We start from the raw sequence: 17,310 nt of genomic DNA on the forward strand, positions 1-17,310 counted from the left end.
ACAGAATTGAGCAAGAAAATATGGAAAAACCGAAAAAGCAGAAAATTCCTGCAAATCGAGGGGATTCTGGAGTTCTGAGCTTTTCTGCCAGGTTAAAAACAGTGATTGGTATCTTCTCAAAAAAAAGTTGAGTTTCTCCAGCTCCTACCAGTGAACTTTTTTCAGGTATCTGATTCGAAACTGTTTTCTATATATAAACGGGTGTCATATTAAGATTAGTTTATTAATGGTACTAATATCTAAAATATACCATTATTACGAGAATGAATATAAGCAGAAAAACAGGAAATAGGCGGAAAAATGTTCTGTAACCAATGTGAGGAAGCACTTAATGGAAAAGGCTGTACGAAAAACGGAGTATGCGGTAAAAAAGGAGAAGTTGCAGATCTCCAGGACAGGTTGCTCTATGTCCTCAAAAGTGTCGCTTTATACAACTCAAAAGCAAGGGTCAAAGGCCTCAATGAAGAAGACACAGACAGGTTCATTATTGAATGCCTGTTTGCCACCCTCACAAACACCAATTTTGACGGACAGGAGATTGAAAAGCTCCTTAACAAAGGTTTCAAGCTGCGGGATGAAATAAAAGGAAAACTTCCCCCCGAAGGGACTCCTGCCGATGGCCCCCTGTTTTCCATTGCGACCGTTACCCCTGGAAGTCTCGAAGGCCTGGATGTCGGCTACCTTACAATCAAAGACGAGGATGTCCGCTCCCTCCGGGAACTTTTGATCTACGGCCTGAAAGGCCTGGCTGCATATGCCCACCACGCTGATATCCTTGGATACAGGGACGATGCCACCTTTGAATTTATAGAAAAAGCCCTGATTTCAACAGTGGACGACAGCATAGGAGTCGAAGCCCTTATCCCTCTCGTTCTGGAATGCGGAGGAGTGGGAGTCTCGGTCCTGGCTCTGCTTGATAAAGCAAACACCACCACCTACGGGGACCCTGAGCCGACTGCAATAAACATCGGGGTAAAAGACAGGCCCGGAATTCTGATCAGCGGACACGACCTCCGGGATCTCGAACAGCTCCTTGAACAGACCGGAAACTCCGGAATCGATGTCTACACCCACGGGGAGATGCTGCCCGCAAACACCTATCCGGCCTTTAAGAAATACAATAACTTCGCAGGAAACTACGGCAACGCCTGGTGGCAGCAGAACGAGGAGTTTACGAAGTTTAACGGCCCAATCCTTATGACGACCAACTGTATAGTTCCACCAAAGGAGGCTTACAGAAACCGGATATATACAACAGGAGTCGTGGGCTTTGAGGGACTCACCCATATTTCCGCAAAAGAAGATGGCACAAAAGACTTTTCCCCTCTCATCAAACAGGCCAGAAGTTGCAAACCTCCGGCAGCTCTTGAAAGCGGGACCGTCATGGGGGGCTTTGCACATACGGCGGCTCTCTCCGTTGCCGACAAAATTATAGACGCCGTAAAGGCAGGCCAGATCAGCAGGTTTCTGGTCATGGCAGGTTGTGACGGTCGGCATAAGGAAAGGGCTTATTATACGGATTTCGCAAAGGCTCTCCCGAAAGACACGATCATCCTGACCGCGGGTTGTGCCAAGTTCCGTTATAACAAACTGGACCTTGGAGACATTGGAGGCATCCCAAGAGTGCTTGATGCAGGCCAGTGTAATGACTGTTATTCCCTTGTGGTGATTGCCCAGAAGCTTGCCGAAGCCTTTGGTCTGGAGGATATAAACGACCTGCCAATTTCCTACAATATTGCCTGGTACGAACAAAAAGCCGTGCTTGTGCTGCTTGCCCTCTTGAACCTCGGCGTCAAAAACATTACCCTTGGCCCGACTCTTCCGGCCTTTGTTTCTCCAAATGTCCTCAATGTCCTGGTCGAAAAATTCAATATCAGGCCAAACGCGACCGTTGAGGAAGACCTCCGGGTTCTGCTTCCCATGGTCACAGAGAAGAAGGAAGAAGGCCCTAATGAAAAGCCTGTGGAAAAACCGAAGCCTCAGAACGGACCGAAGAAAACGGTGGGAAAAACTACGGGGAAACCGGGAACTTCATCAAGAAAGATTCCGAAAAAGCCTGTGGAAAAGGCTAGACCCCCACAGAAACCTGTGGAAAAACCAGAGCTAAAGGCCAAAAAGTCATGGCTTGCCAGCATACCGATTCTGAACAAGTTCTTTAAGTGAGGGGCTATCCAGAGTCCTTTTTGTCTCTTTCTCCTTTTTTTGATATTCCATTGTTTATTGGTTGATGTTTTTATGATCAAATTTCAATGTGTTTTAGCGATAAATTACATTTAGTGGTCCATTTGTATTCGGTTGATATTATTTTAAATAATCAGAATAGAGCCTTAAGCTCCCTTTTTCCATTTTTTGCTGTGGCCGGAATCAACCTGCACCCGGAGTCCTAAAACACAAGCAAAAGACATATTGGGTATTTGATAATAAAAACATCAACCATATAACATTGGACTACCATTAACATCAAAGGAGAAAGCTAGTTTACATTTCGACCCCCCTTTCAAAAATAAGGTGATTTTTGAAGCAACTGTGCATATTTAGTGAATCTAATGTGGACACAAGCTCAAAAAACTCGATGATTTTGGCTGAATCCCATAATTCTCCAAAAATTCCTTGCGAACTTCACAAAAAATACCACGAAGTTAGCCTGTTTTTCAGTGATATGTCATGGAAGTTTGAATTATTAATTAGGAAATAGGGCAAAATGAACAATAAACTGTATGAATAAAAAAATTAAGTAGCTTTTTTTGGTGGGGGTCGAAATGTATGCTACAGGCTGAAAGAAAGAAAGGAAGAAACAGGGCATAAAAACTGTAATTCCATACACCTAATTTTACAAAAATTCTTGAAAAATTGAGTAAACTTTATATTAAAAGATGGGGAATTTTAAACCGCCCTAAGTGGGGAAAAGTAAACCGCCGTTGATAGTCTGAGTATTTCTTGATATCACATGCTATTTTTCCGTGGTAAAAGGCTTCTGAAAAGGCAATCTGATGTTCTTCGCTTATCTTTCTGTTTTCTATGTCTTCCAGTTTTCCATCATAGTATTTGAAAAAGAATTCGTTAATTTTTTTGATCTGCCTTTGGTCCGGGTGTTCGATTAGACTCTCCCTCATCAGTTGATGAATTCTCCATTTTCCCTGATCGTCCGTGTGCATAAAGGAGAATCTAAGAAGATTTGAAGGATCATAGAATGGATCATTGATCAGCGCTTCCAAAATATTCCATTCCCAGAAATTAGGAACAGCAAGAGCCATTATGATAGACTTTTCCCTGTCCTCCAGGTAGTTTATGAACCTGGTAGGAATTTCGCTCCGGATTGGGGCAAAGTCTTCGGGAGTCGGGGCTCCATTCCTTTTTACTTTTCTATGTGTGTCAACCGAGAGTTCTAGATAGAAGGGAACTCCTTTACTGCCTTTGACTATTACTTCCCGTATATTTTCCTCCACAACACCACACTGATTTAACAGATCAATGGCATCTTCTTCAGGCAGGTCTCCGATCTCACGCTGGTCAAGATAGTTTACCCAATCCGGGTCTTCTTCTTTCCACCGGAGCAGGTCTTTACCACATATCACGCATAAAACACGTTCAGACAGGTTTGCCACAAGGGTTCTGATCCATTCATCTTTCTCATTGAAGCTCCGTTCGTGTTTTTCGTTGTTCCACAGAGCTTCATAAGTATCCATGAAAAGAACAGCCTTTTTCGAAGTGTGATTCAGATGGTCACAAAGATCGTTTGCCCAGTAAACGGGGAGTAACTTCTCTATTTCAGAGGCTTCCATAGCAGGCAACTTTGCGATATCCTCTCTTCTTTGCAGGGACCAGATTTGATAAAGGACAGGAAATTTATTGACAAGCTTCAGGAGTTTTTGTCCCAGACTTATCGGGTCAAACTCCCCGATGCCGGCATTGAGAAAATCAACGATTATTCCGTCACCGAAGAAATCACCTCTGTTAAGAGGTGCACGGGGGTCAATTCTCTTTAAATTAATAGCTCGTGCTATTTCAAAAGAGTAAAACTTCAAGCCATATTTGGAGTGAAAATGGGTGGCCAGAACTTCAAGAAATTTGTAAGGATTCTGATGTGTTTTTTCTACAAAATCCATTGATCCCCAGAGCTCTATTTTTCTCTGGGATTCATTATGCTCTTCAATTATTTTTGGTAACTCTTTTCTTCGACTGGTTTTTCCAATTCCTCCCACGCCATAGTATACCAGAACGCTGTACTTTTTTTTTCTAAGAGTTTCAATGGATTCCTGAAAGACTTTAATAAACTCTTTCGATCAACAAATGGACATATCACTTTATCTGCTATGTTCGTGGTTTGAATAGTCACGTTTACCACCGGTCGTAAAGGTCACTCAATAATTTTTCATTTTGATAAGTGGACCTGCCTCAATTTTCAAAAATACTTTAAAAGAAGTTGTATTACAGTATAGAATAATCTATAGACACCGACTACTTATGTTTTGGTTAAAATCCAATAACCCCCATTTTTAAAAAATGGTCATTCTCGAAACCAGCATGCCTTTTTTCTTCTGACCTTTTCGGAGAATATGTGAACCCGATAGCACATGTAACAAAATAAAGTTACCCTAATATAAACGGCGTTGCCCATTGTTCCATTCTTTGTTTAATAAATTATCGGATCAACTGGAAGACCCGGCCTGAGTTTTAAGTCTGATTAGCGAATTTTTGGCCTTCCGAAAAGACCATGGCACTGGTAAAAAAAAGCCATACTGGATTATTTATAGCCATAATTAAGTATTTAAAATGCATTTTCACTCTAAAAAATGACACTTGATTAAATATTCTTAATATGTGTTTATACCCCCTTTCAGTTTAGAAGGTATAGACTAATTGATCTGGGATCATTTATATAAATATAGTCTAAAAATAACATACATGTATATTCATTTGTGTTACCAAGTATCAAATTTTACGGGAAGTATTCCTGTTTGGCACCATTTAATTTATGTAACTATATATTAATACGATCCCCGGGCCAGAAGTTTCTCTACCTAAACGAATTTTGATTAACTTCGTCAGGCATAAGATATTAACCAGGTCAAATCCTGTGGACATTTCATCAAAAAGCTTATAGAAAATTCGGCCCCGTTTTTCTGTTGTGCAGCTACAAAGTTTACCGGGTCTTTTTAACATAGTTTAGTTTTTTGGAACATGTTCCATTTTATTTTCCATTTTTCCGGTCGGCCCTATAAATTTAATGCTGGCTTACTGAACATGGCAATTTATAATAATTTGCAGCAAGAATAATTACTAATGCTCATATATGGGTGAAACTAACCTTTTTTCATGCAGTGGCCTAATTATTTTTTAAAAATAACTCCGATTACAAAATTCATTCCTATATCATCTAGAATGGATTTCCAATCTCGTTTCTTTTTACCGTTGACCTATGCTCGGGTTAACTCGATTATTCTAGATCATATAGGAATACGGCCTTTTCCATCGATAGCGGCCCCCCATGAAGTAGGAAAAACATAGAAGGAAATACGGTGAAAGATTCAGGGAGAATATTTGACTAGTTATTCATATAATATATAAGAATAAAGGGCGTGTTATCCCCTGCAAATGCATATGTGCCTCTATGTATGGTTGGTGCAAATAGTCTATACGTATAGCTCATAAAAAGATTATATAAACATAGCCTTATTAAATTTTATGGGACAACATTATTAGCGTAATTTTAAAATTGAGTGACAACTATAAAAATATATAAAATGGTTTTTGATAATATATTTAAATAGAATTAACTATGAGGTGTTATACGTATTTCGTTAATATAATATATGGGCTATTTTTAAAAGTTACCTGTCATTTTATAATAGTACTTGTTTATAAATATTATTAATAATGTTGTTTGATGTGTACATTTTAATGTATTATTAATAAAATGTCACGTTTCCTAAATAGCTATATTTTAAAATATACAAAACTAACAGAATAATATATAACATCCATCTAACACCAGTAATTTTAATCTAGTACATATCGAAAAAAAATCCATTTCAAAATAAGGATGAATACATCATTCTGAATATATGTTAAAACATGTTAAAAATATATGTTGATCGATTTACTACATCGTCATTAGAGAACCCTAATATGTTATATATAACATGTATTTAAGTATTCAATAGGCAATTTTATATACCTATATTTATATAATATTTTTTAAGTCCATGAGGGTGGTGGACTAAATTGATAATCTATTAGAACGAACAGCTGAACGAACTAGACTATATTTAGTCACTTATTCAAAAAAATACAATTATTTGATGAAAATATATAATGTGTGAACAACTTGTCAACTACCCCTCCCTGCCACCTCACGGAGTCATGTTAAACCGTAGGTTTAACAGGAGTTTCTAATCTTCGATTAGAAACATCGAGGAAGGGGCTTGCTTGTAAAAGCAAGTCCCGATTGACCAGATCACTGAATAGGAGTTTAATATAGTCAGTAGCCGATAGGAAATAATATTATAGTTACCCTGGTGCCGTCTCAGTTTCAGGCTCTAAGGATGTAAGTTAAACAGTTCTGAGAGGTAGGAACAGTGCTTGCATCATACAAAACCTTTCCATATCAGATCGAGAGGAAGACGAATTCCGAACTTGACTCCACCAAGTTCAGATACGCATAACCCTATTTAATTGGGAGTAATTACAAATGTTTGTATACGTATTAAACAAGAACGGAAAGCCGCTCATGCCAACGAATCCTGCGAAAGCCAGAATTTTGTTAAAAACTAACAGGGCAAAAGTGATGAAAACCACCCCGATCACAATCAAAATACTTTATGGTAGTGAGGAATATACTCAGCCGATTATTGCAGGAATGGACACTGGATCAAAACATATTGGTTGTGCCGCAGTTTCCAATAATCAGGTAGTGTACCAATCTGAAATTGAAATTAGGGATGACATCTCTAAAAAGATGAAAACTCGATCCAGTTATAGACGTACACGAAGAAGTAGAAAAACAAGATATCGACCAGCAAGATTCAACAATCGTCATAACTCAAAAAAGTTAGACAGAATAGCTCCGTCAATTCGCAGCAAGATCGAATCTCATCTGAGAGAGAAATCTTTTGTTGAGTCCATCCTACCGATAACAAAATGGATAGTCGAGCTTGCATCATTCGATATTCACAAAATAACAAATCCTAATGTCTCGGGAACTGGATCTCAAAACGGTCCTATGAAAAACCTGTATAATGCAAAAGCATACGTCCTGAGTCGAGATGGATATACATGTCAGCATTGTAAAGGCAAATCAAAAGACCGTAAACTGGATTGTCACCATATTATATTCAGATCAAATCGTGGTACAGATACTCCCGATAATCTTATCACATTGTGTCGTACCTGTCATGACGAATTACATGCAGGCAAATTTAAAATTACAGGATCTCCCTCCAAAACAAAACATGCAACTGAAATTGGGATTATTAAATCTCAACTTAAAAAATCATCCTGGGAATTCGACGAAACGTTTGGTTACGAGTCGAAATTCAAGCGAGAACAAATACTAAAACTACCGAAAACTCACTATAATGATGCAGTTGCGAGATATGCTGCACTGACAATCAACATGTTCAACTGGATGATACAATATATTTCAAAAGACATGTTAGTGCGGGAGATTACCAGCAAACCAAAGGCAAACGATCCGAAAAATCAATACCAACTGGTAAAATATTCGGAATTAGAAAATTCGACAAAATACGAACTAAAAAAGGAGAAGGATTCGTACGGGGTCGAATGTCCAAAGGATACGGAGTATTGTGTGACATCAACTGGAACACGACAATTACAAGTGTCACTATCAAAAAGAACTGTGCCCGACTAACTGCAAGATCGACAACACTTATTCAAATAATTAAAATTTAAACCAATTTGTTGCATTCATCTCCCACCTGCCCGCCTACGGCGGTCGTGTTAAACCGCAGGTTTAACAGGAGTTTCTAATCTTCGATTAGAAACATCGAGGAAGGAGTTTTCTGCGACACAAGATAAACCAATTTAACTATATATGCAAAATTCGAAAATACTTTTTAATATGCACCGCCCCAAATACAATCAACAATTATTAAAGATAGGGCTTCCAATATTAAACCAAACTGAAAAACAGGGGGAAATGCAGACATGCTTGAAAATATTGATTTAACCCGAAAACTGGATGATGAAGAATACAAAAAAAATATGAAGTTTCTTGAGCCGGAACTTGGAGAACTTCAAAGGAAGGCCTGGGAATTAAAAATTCCGATTATTCTTGTTTTTGAGGGGTGGCACACCTCCGGAATCGCTGAAAGCATCAATCGTTTCATCCTGCCCCTTGATCCCCGGGGGTACGATTACCATGCCATAAACAGCCCCTCCCCCGCTGAACTTCTGAAACCATTTCTCTGGCGTTTCTGGAAAAGAATCCCGATCCGGGGGCGGATTGCAATTTTTGACCGGAGCTGGTACTCCAGAGCAGTCATGGATAAATACAGGCCCGAAAAATCAGAAGATGAACTGGAAAAATACCTGAATGAAATAAACTATTTCGAGCGCCAGCTCACTGATGACGGATACGTCATAATCAAATTCTTCATGCACATTGATAAAAACGATCAAAAAGAACGTTTCCAGAAACTCATGAAAAAGGATATTCCCCTGATCGTGGATGAATACAAAGACTGCAAGAAAGACAAACCGGATTTTGTCCATGAGTATGATAATTACCTACCAATAATTGAAAGAGTATTCGAAAAAACAAGTTTCCCCCATGCTCCCTGGATCCTCGTGGAAGCCACTGACCAGAACTTTGCGTCCGCAAAAATTATCACAACTGTCATAAAAGCAATAGAGAACCAGATAGAAAAAGTAACTCGAATACCTGCCCAGAATACCATCAAATATCTGGATAACGACGCTCCTAAAATTCCTGAACTTACGACCTCCATTCTGGATAAAGTAGACCTGTCCAGAAACCTGGAAGCTGACGAATACAAAGAAGAAATTAAAACCTACCAGCACAGACTTGAGGAACTCCAGTATGAACTCTTCCGGGAAAAACGCCCCCTGATAATCGCTTTTGAAGGCTGGGACGCGGCCGGAAAAGGAGGAAATATCCGGAGGCTGGTAAAGGAGTTAAACCCCAGACTCTATAGAGTGATTCCTGCAGGTGCACCCAACGATTTTGAAAAAGCTCACCACTACCTCTGGCGTTTCCTTGAAGGAATTCCCAAAGCTGGCCACATAACCATCTACGACCGGACCTGGTATGGGAGAGTCATGGTAGAAAAGATTGAAAAGCTCTGCAGTGAAGAGGAATGGAAAAGAGCCTACCGGGAAATCAACGAGTTCGAAGAAATCCTGGCCGACAGTGGAGCAATCATCCTCAAGTTCTGGCTTCACATCGACCAGAAAACCCAGCTCGACCGTTTCAAAAGCCGGGAAGAAAACTCCACGAAAAACTGGAAGATCACCTCCGAAGACTGGCGGAACCGCAGCAAATGGGAAAAATATGAAGAAGCCATAGATGAAATGCTCCGCAGGACCAGTACAAGCTATGCCCCCTGGACCGTGGTGGAGGCCAACGACAAACGCTATGCCCGGGTGAAGGTTCTGAAAACCGTTGTGGAAGCCCTTGAAAAAGAACTTGGAGCTTAAAATGTTTAGGGCTTCTGTTCGTAATCGGAAAACAATTCTTTTTTGAAATCGGAAAGCAACACAGGAAGAAACGAGGAATTAATACAGTTTCCTCTTCCCGAGTTTCGCTTCCCGAGTTTCGCTTCGGGATCACAGGAAATCGAAGATTTCCTGGGAGTTGCGATGAAATCGCAACAGCACAAGGTCCGTTTCGCTCGCTACGCTCGTTCAAGCAGACTATTACCCGAGTTTGACAGATCTCTTTAATTAATAGAGTATTTTGTCACAAAAAACGCATTGTATAGGTATAATGTCAATTTAAATCTGCAATAATGTTCAATAGATATATTCTACTATAAATAAATGTAATTGTATGGCAAAAACAGAAGCATGAAGCCTATTGATACATTTAAAAATGTATGCTTCTGTCAAATTAGGGCTATTAAGGATGTTTTGGTCAGAATTGTGTTTTCAATAAAATGGGCCGGGTTTGCTGATGGCTTCTATCTACTTTGTGGGGCGGGGTTTTTTAGTTTTGTTTTTAGAGGAACACGGGCTCTCACCGCCCGCCTCAGTGGACGGCCTTTTTCAAAAGAATAGATAGAAGACAAAAACAACTGTCAATGGAAGAACTGGGGTAGATTTTTTAATCTATCTTGAAATTATTACATTCAAAATACTCATATTAAATTCTAAAACATTTATGAATCCACTTTTTTGCTTTAGCGTTCAATGATTGAGGTTTTAAATCCGTTTCCGGAGCTTCAAGTGAATTCAGTTGCTGTTCACAGAACTGAATTATCCTTGGATCTTCGATTTCTCTCCCGATTGCCAAGGATTTTTCCAAATGTTCAATCGCTTTTTTTGTTTCCCCTAGATAACCGTAAGTGCTCCCCAGATTTTCAAGGCCTATACCTTCTCCACGCCGGTCCTCTATTTCTTTCGAAATTTTGAGTGCCTGCTCGTAATATTCAATTGCTTTTTCTGGTTCCTCTAGATGATTGTATGCACCCCCCAGGTTTCCAAGATCTGCACTTTCTCCATGTCTGTCCCCAATTTCTCTTGCAATTTTGAGTGACTGTTCGTAATATTCAATTGCTTTTTCTGGTTCCTCTAAATAAATGTAGGTGTCCCCCAAATTCCCAAGACCGATACTTTCTCCACGCTGGTCTTCTATTTCTTTCGAAACTTTGAGTGCCCGTTTGAAATATTCAATTGCTTTTTCTAGATCCCCTGGATGATTATATGCACGCCCCAGATTTACAAGACCCATACTTTCTCCACACCGATCTCCAACACCTCTTACAATTTTGAGTGCCTGTTCATAATATTCAATTGCTTTTCCTGTTTCTCCCAGATAACTGTATGCTATCCCTAAATTTTCAAGGTGAGTTCCTTCTCTGTGCCTGTCTCCTATTTCGTTCGAAATTTTGAGTGCCTGTTCATAATATTCAATCGCTTTTCTTGTTTCTCCCAGACGACTGTATGCTAACCCTAAATTTCCAAGAACAGCTCCATGAATCTGTTTGTCTCTAAGGAGTGGCTCGTCTTTGAAGAAATCTTCGGGTAACATTTTTTCGTAGATTTCGATTAGTGTTCTTGAATTACCCCAGAGATCAAGGAGGTAACTGAGATTGGTGTGCCCAATAATTATTGCTGCCAAATCGTACTTTTCCGCCATACAGGCTTGGTGATGAGCTTCAATCAATTGCTGAACGTCTTCTTTTTTGGAGGGATTTTCCTGGCGGGGAAGAGTCAAGTAGTATTTTACTGCGAGCATGTGGGCCGCTTTTTTGTCTTTGATGTCGTCGTAAGAGAATTCCTGAACGAGGGGATGGAGCCAGTAGGTTCCTTTGTGGTCGGTTTCGAGGAGGGATTTGTCGAGTAGTTTTCTTATGGAATTGTTGGGAGTTTTTTCAGTAAACATCTCTTTGAGCCCTTTCATGCCCACGGGTTCACAATAGACCGAGCTGCGTTCTAAAAGTTCTTTTTCGTCTCCGGCCAGTTTATCGAATAGTTTTTTTGCTTTTATAATGGTCTTTTCTTTGCTTTCCCGGTACATGCTCAGGTCTTCGAGAGTGTCTTCGACTCCGAATTCTTTAACCAGCCCTATGAGGAGATTGAGGGCGAGGGGGTGGCCGTCCACACCTTTGGCCAGTTCTTCCAGTTTTTGGGGTTCTAATTTAGAAAGGCCATTTTTGCTGAGGTAATCAGCTGCAAATTCGGGTTTCAGGCCTTTGAGGGAGGAATTTTCTTCTTTTTCCAGCACGTTGATAAGGTATTCCCCGTTATTGAGGATTGGGCGGTCCCGGCTTGTTATGAGGATTTTTGCGTTGTGGGTGTTGTAGCGGAGGGCGGAAAAGAGGAGGTTAAGACCTTCATCCCGGAAGTGCCGGTCTTTCAGAATTGAGTTAAGGTCGTCAAAGATGAGCCAGAGGGAGGTTCTTTTTTGCAGTTCGTCTGTCAGGCGGTCTACATCGATTTTTCCGGGGTCGCGTTTTTCGGTTTTGAAGGCTACAAGTTCTGGAGCGTTCATGTAAGAGGCAAGTTTTTCAAAAATGTCACCCAGTTTTGCGTCCTGATTTTTGTTGAAGTCGAACCAGAACGGTTCCGGGACATTAAAAGGTCTGAAATCTACGAGGGCTCTTTCAAGAGTGGACTTGCCCACCCCACCTATTCCACTGAGTAACAGGATTCTTTGATTTTCGATATGTTTCAGGGCATTTGCCAGTTCTTCCGCTCGATTTTCGTTAACAAATCGCTTTAATTTATCTGGGTAATTGGGAAGAGTTGAAGGGTTGTAGCTGCCCAGAATTTCCTGGTTGGCGGTTTCCTTTCTTTTAGAATCTATGTATTCGGCGATTTTGAGGAACTCATCTGAAAAAGTATCACCGTCTTCGATTACAAATTTGAAAAAATTGTTATAATTCCCCACTGCAAACTGCTCGATTTCGAAACTGAAATTCATAGTAATATTGATTTCCCGGGCAAGGTCCGGGTTTTCTTTGAGCAGTTTCAGGATTTCCTGCTGCAATTCTTCTTTTGCTTCGGGGTCTTTTGAGTTTCCGGCTGCTTTCCTGAAGGCCTTTTCAAGGGATTCACTCATTCTGGGGCTGATCTTTTTCATCAGGGCTTTTGCTTTATTTACAGATTCAGAGCCGAGTTTATCAACGGCTTCTTCGTATAACCTGCCTTTTACAATTTCTATTGCCTTACCGGCGACTGCTTTACCTTCTTCACAGATTATGGAAAAGGAAAGGGCAGGAACAAGAATATCTGTGGCCTGCTGAGCGAGGGTTGTGAGGGTAGCCGGATCCATGAAAACTCCATCAATTTCTTTTTTAAAATTGGGGGCAGGCCTAATAAATATTATCATCTGGAAAGCCGGGGCCGGATATCTAAATGTTCAGGATCGGAAAGCAAAATTGTCCCATTTTAGAGAATTTCAATCATTGTATGATAATTTATGAATATGTCGAAAAAACTAAGGGATTTGAAATCCATAAAAACGGGTGAAGATTTCCAATTTCATGCAACAAATGACATTTACATTTGGGGGTATAAAATGTCAGATGACTACATCATATACTTATTAATTGCACTTCTTGTTATCTTTGTAATTTCAGATCATGTTTCTTATTCTAATGATGATTATGAAGGATATGTTTTCGGAGCTGCTGTATCAGACAAATCAACTTATCAGGTAAATCTCAGTAGCGGAGTAGAATATGAATTTATAGTTGTTGAGAAAGCCCTTTGTGGTCCTTTGATTATCGATGTATCAATAAGTAACGGATCTTACGTTCCTTTTTAAGAAAAGTTGTATCTATTCAGGGTAAGGGTGGCACATTTTCAATCGCCGCATGAAGTGAACTTATAGTAGGTATATTATTCTTTATTAGTGTAGATATGTATCCCCTAATTCTAAAGAAAACATCTGCTCCATGGGGTTTCCTAAAATCTCCCGATATTTTTTGCTGAACTGTTATCATTCTGAGATCTCTTTCTGCTTGGTTGTTACTGAAAGGAACTCTTAGATCCGTAGCAAACCTCAAGATTTCTTTTTCATACTTTGAAAGTCTATCAAGGAGATTTTTTGCATCGCTCTGCGCTTTTCTTCCTCTTTTAACCCCATTGTCTTTCGAGATTTCAGGTGGAGGATTGTCCTCAAATCCTTTCATTAGTATTGACTGATACTTTTCTTTAAAGGTCTTGAGCGTATCTTCATCTATTTGTATGCCCTGTTTTCTGGCAAAGTCTGCGCATTTTTTAATTTCATATAGGAGATCAGACATCTCCTCAGCCCACACTTGCTTGAATATGTTATAAATGTCTTTAAGTTCTCTTTGAATGTGGACATTACATGCCGCATGTTCACATTTGTATTTAAAATAGGGTTTCCAGAAATCGTGGACTATAATTCCTCTATATTTAGGCAACACTCCCATTTTATTCATTGCTTTTGATCCTCGACTCCTATTATGGAAATAGTATGTATATTTTTTTGTAGAGATTAAATGGCAGTATTCCCCTTGACCACCAACGTCGATTCCAGTTTCATCACCATGGATGACATTTTCTTTTATCAGTTGCTTCTTGATGTGGTTTGTAGCACCTTTCAACTTGTGAAATAACTTATTTTCTGCCCTAATTATTGTACCAACGCTTATATCAAATCCAAAGGCATCTTTAAATAATTTCTTGATTCGGTCATAGGGAATCAATTGGTAGTTTCGGAGGTAAATTGCAATTGTTAAAACCATATTGCCATATTGGACAGGTTTTGTAATTGATTTCGGAAAAGCAGCTTTGTTTTTGCGGTTACAATAAGGACATTTTTTGATCTCAGCACGATGTTCGGTCACTTTACGCCTTACAATTATTTCAAATTCTTGTCTCTTCTCGTAATTTATAACTTCAATCTTCTCAATGTTACAACCACAATGTTCACATTTATGTAGCTTATAAATGATTGTTTTATCAGGATTTTTAATCATCCTTAATGTAGAACCAGGATGCCCTTTTTGGCCGCCAGGACGTCTAAAACTTCCTTTTTGTGAACCTTTTGATTGAGGTATTTTATCAGTAGAATTGTTAGTAGAGGGAAGTCGATTTCTTTTTTGGTTTTGGTTATTCTTTTTTAGGCGAGATTCTAACTCATTAAGTCTTTCTCGAAGTTCGGTGTTTTCGGATTCAAGATTTTCATATCGAGATTCAAGCTCTTCGTGTCGAGATCCAAGATCTTCATACCGAGATTCAAGCTCTTCGTGTCGAGATCCAAGATCTTCATACCGAGATCCAAGATCTTCATACCGAGACTCAAGATCCTCAATATATGAAACAATGGATTCAGGGTCTGAACGGCATTGAGTAAGAATCTCTTCACATTTCATAAACCTCATTCCAAAATCCGATGATTTTTATATTAATCTATATGAAAAAAGTAATTGTTGAGTTTATACGAAATATAAGTTAGAAACAGAGGTAGCTGAATAGATACGAAAAGTTCAGGGCAGATACTCTGGATACATTCAAAATTTACTATACCTATTCGCCTCCGGTGTTCACCGTAAAAGAGAATGGAACTTATCAAATACATGTTAATCCATATGGTCCTGGACCATTTAAAGCATTAATTAAATCGCACTCATGAAGGAATTTGAATTCTCCTGAAATTTCCTTATTTTTCTCTCGCAAACCCTCAACTTCAAAAATAAGTTTCACCCAATCTCTCACAAAAATTATATAATACCTGCCCCTGTTATCCGCCTAAACCCACTTTATTATTCATTTTACCGCGGGTCATTTTTATAAAAACGCAAACAGGAAATTCTCATGTCTTATCAGGCAAAAAAAGGAAAGTTGAAACTAATTCAAGAAAAAAACTGGAAAGGAGTTTCAGAAGAAACTTCAAAAGGGCACACCAAAAAAAATTTGAAAGGAGCCCTGCCCCTCCTGGCTCTCCTGACTGCTTTTCCTGCCCTGTCCACGGACATGATTTTGCCGGCAATACCTTCCCTTGCCGAAAGCTGGGGCCAGCCTCTTGCTGTGATTAACCTGATTCTGGTCGGGTTTTTTGCAACCTACGGCTTTTTCCTGCTCTTCTACGGACCGATTTCCGACCGTTTCGGCCGTCGGCCTCCTCTCTTGTTCGGGCTTGCCATCTACGTGCTTGCAAGCATCTGCTGTGCTTTTGCTTCCAGTGCCCTCATGTTGATAGCTTTTCGCATACTACAGGCTGCGGGAGCTGCTGCCAGTTCAGCCCTTTCCATGGCCATGACGAGAGATATCTATTCCGGGAGTGAGCGGGAAAGAGTGCTTGCCCATATAGCGATAATCATGGCGCTTGCCCCTATGTTGGGGCCGGTTTTCGGGGGATGGATGCTGGCTTACTTTTCCTGGCCCTGGATCTTTTTTACGCAGGCCTTTCTGGGAATTATCGGATTTTCCGGAGTGCTTCGCTTTCCGGAGACGCTCCGAGAGGTGTCCAAAACTCCTCTTACCAGAGTCATGCACACCTACGGTCGATTGCTGGTCAATCCTTCTTACATCATCATGGTTCTGGTAATGTCGGTGAGCTTCTTTCCCATGTATAGCTTCATTGCAGGCTCTTCGGACATCTATATCAACGGGTTTGGCCTGAGTGAGCAGAGATACAGCTACTTTTTCGCCTTCAACGCCTTTGCCCTGATGTTAGGGGCCTTCTCCTGCCTCCGGCTTACAAGAAGCTTCAATTCGAGACACCTGATGACGCTTGGATTTTTTGGAATTTTGCTTGGAGGGGGACTGCTGTTCCTTTTCGCCGGAAATTACGGGATCTGGAGCTTTTCTTTGCCCATGTTCCTGATTACTTTTTCCATGGGCTTGAGCAGGCCACCCAGCAACAACCTGGTACTTGAACAGGTGGAAACGGATGTGGGGTCAGCCTCATCCCTTTTGATCTTCACCTTATTTATGCTGGGGGCTGTTGGGATGTGGCTTATCTCGCTTGAGTGGGCGAACAAAATACAGGTGCTCGGAGCTATTGCTTTGGGTTGTGGAGGCCTGGTCCTAAGCGCATGGATTGTTTTGCAGAAGAGGATTTGAAAGGCCAGGATGTTTTTTCTAGTTTGTGAGAAATGTCAATTACCCCCAATAAAACTTTAGTCTGAGGACTCAGGTTTTTGAGGAGGAGGCTTGTTTCGACAAGTCCCTGGTTGAATAGCCTTTCGTTATACTGATTATGATATTCGAGGATACTCCACACGTTCTCGGAGATTTCGATCTGGATTAAACATCCTTGAGAGGAAGAGGAAGTGTTCAGGCCATTAACAAGCCAGTATAACAATGGCGACGTGGACCCACTCCAATCAAGGAGGACACAATTTTTGAAGGTCTTTGTTATTAACAACCAAAAAGAATAGTTGATGTACACCACCCCTGGGAATCGATACTGGGTTCCTTAATATAGGGTTTTCGGCAGTTTCCGAAAAAATAACTTATTTCAGGAGAGGTAAAACTTCTTGCTGGAATGCCAGAGCGAAACGATGAACGGAGAATGTACCGAAGAAACCAGATAAGACACAGGAAACCGGGGTACAACAAAAACACCAACAAAGAAGATTCTGTTGGATTGACCAATCAGTACCACGTTAAAAAAATATAGAGTCC

Annotated in this window: 7 protein-coding genes and 1 pseudogene; 5 read left to right on the top strand and 3 right to left on the bottom strand. The window is 40.2% G+C overall.

Annotation, left to right across the window (positions count from 1 at the left end; all coding sequences use genetic code 11):
• Positions 1–300: 300 nt before the first annotated feature.
• Positions 301–1,917: pseudogene (hcp, locus tag ACZ5QV_RS14960) on the top strand (hydroxylamine reductase); the annotation flags it as partial.
• A 944-nt stretch (positions 1,918–2,861) separates the two neighbouring features.
• On the opposite strand, the gene ACZ5QV_RS14965 reads toward hcp, so the two are convergent.
• Positions 2,862–4,202, bottom strand: a complete 1,341-nt coding sequence (locus tag ACZ5QV_RS14965) for a hypothetical protein (protein WP_464600556.1) — start codon at positions 4,200–4,202, stop codon at positions 2,862–2,864.
• 2,489 nt (positions 4,203–6,691) lie between these two features.
• Between ACZ5QV_RS14965 and iscB the strand changes: the two genes are divergently transcribed.
• Together iscB and pap are read left to right on the top strand one after the other, a co-directional pair.
• Positions 6,692–7,873: an RNA-guided endonuclease IscB gene (gene iscB, locus ACZ5QV_RS14970; protein ID WP_464600557.1), complete on the top strand. Its 1,182-nt coding sequence runs from the start codon at positions 6,692–6,694 to the stop codon at positions 7,871–7,873.
• A gap of 296 nt (positions 7,874–8,169) precedes the next feature.
• Positions 8,170–9,681, top strand: coding sequence for a polyphosphate:AMP phosphotransferase (gene pap / locus ACZ5QV_RS14975; RefSeq protein ID WP_464600558.1), 1,512 nt, complete (start codon positions 8,170–8,172; stop codon positions 9,679–9,681).
• A gap of 664 nt (positions 9,682–10,345) precedes the next feature.
• On the opposite strand, the gene ACZ5QV_RS14980 is transcribed toward pap, so the two are convergent.
• On the bottom strand, positions 10,346–12,979 hold the full coding sequence (locus ACZ5QV_RS14980) for a tetratricopeptide repeat protein (protein WP_464600559.1): 2,634 nt from the start codon (positions 12,977–12,979) through the stop codon (positions 10,346–10,348).
• Positions 12,980–13,225: 246 nt separating this feature from the next.
• Between ACZ5QV_RS14980 and ACZ5QV_RS14985 the strand changes: the two genes are divergently transcribed.
• Entirely contained in the window at positions 13,226–13,474 is a 249-nt protein-coding gene (locus tag ACZ5QV_RS14985) for a hypothetical protein (protein WP_464600560.1), read from the top strand.
• A 16-nt stretch (positions 13,475–13,490) separates the two neighbouring features.
• Here ACZ5QV_RS14985 and tnpC read toward each other — a convergent pair whose 3' ends face one another.
• Positions 13,491–15,053 (bottom strand): IS66 family transposase, encoded by a 1,563-nt coding sequence (gene tnpC, locus ACZ5QV_RS14990; RefSeq protein ID WP_464599444.1) that lies wholly within the window; start codon positions 15,051–15,053, stop codon positions 13,491–13,493.
• Between the two features lie 442 nt (positions 15,054–15,495).
• Between tnpC and ACZ5QV_RS14995 the strand changes: the two genes are divergently transcribed.
• Positions 15,496–16,746: a multidrug effflux MFS transporter gene (locus ACZ5QV_RS14995; RefSeq protein WP_464600561.1), complete on the top strand. Its 1,251-nt coding sequence runs from the start codon at positions 15,496–15,498 to the stop codon at positions 16,744–16,746.
• Positions 16,747–17,310 lie beyond the last annotated feature (564 nt).

This window comes from Methanosarcina baltica (assembly GCF_055394095.1).

Bases quoted from the DNA above. Each gene is read 5' to 3' on its own strand.
- iscB (WP_464600557.1), top strand. From the start codon at position 6,692: ATGTTTGTATACGTATTAAACAAGAACGGAAAGCCGCTCATGCCAACG.
- pap (WP_464600558.1), top strand. From the start codon at position 8,170: ATGCTTGAAAATATTGATTTAACCCGAAAACTGGATGATGAAGAATAC.
- ACZ5QV_RS14985 (WP_464600560.1), top strand. From the start codon at position 13,226: ATGTCAGATGACTACATCATATACTTATTAATTGCACTTCTTGTTATC.
- ACZ5QV_RS14995 (WP_464600561.1), top strand. From the start codon at position 15,496: ATGTCTTATCAGGCAAAAAAAGGAAAGTTGAAACTAATTCAAGAAAAA.
- tnpC (WP_464599444.1), bottom strand. From the start codon at position 15,053: ATGAAATGTGAAGAGATTCTTACTCAATGCCGTTCAGACCCTGAATCC.
- ACZ5QV_RS14980 (WP_464600559.1), bottom strand. From the start codon at position 12,979: ATGGATCCGGCTACCCTCACAACCCTCGCTCAGCAGGCCACAGATATT.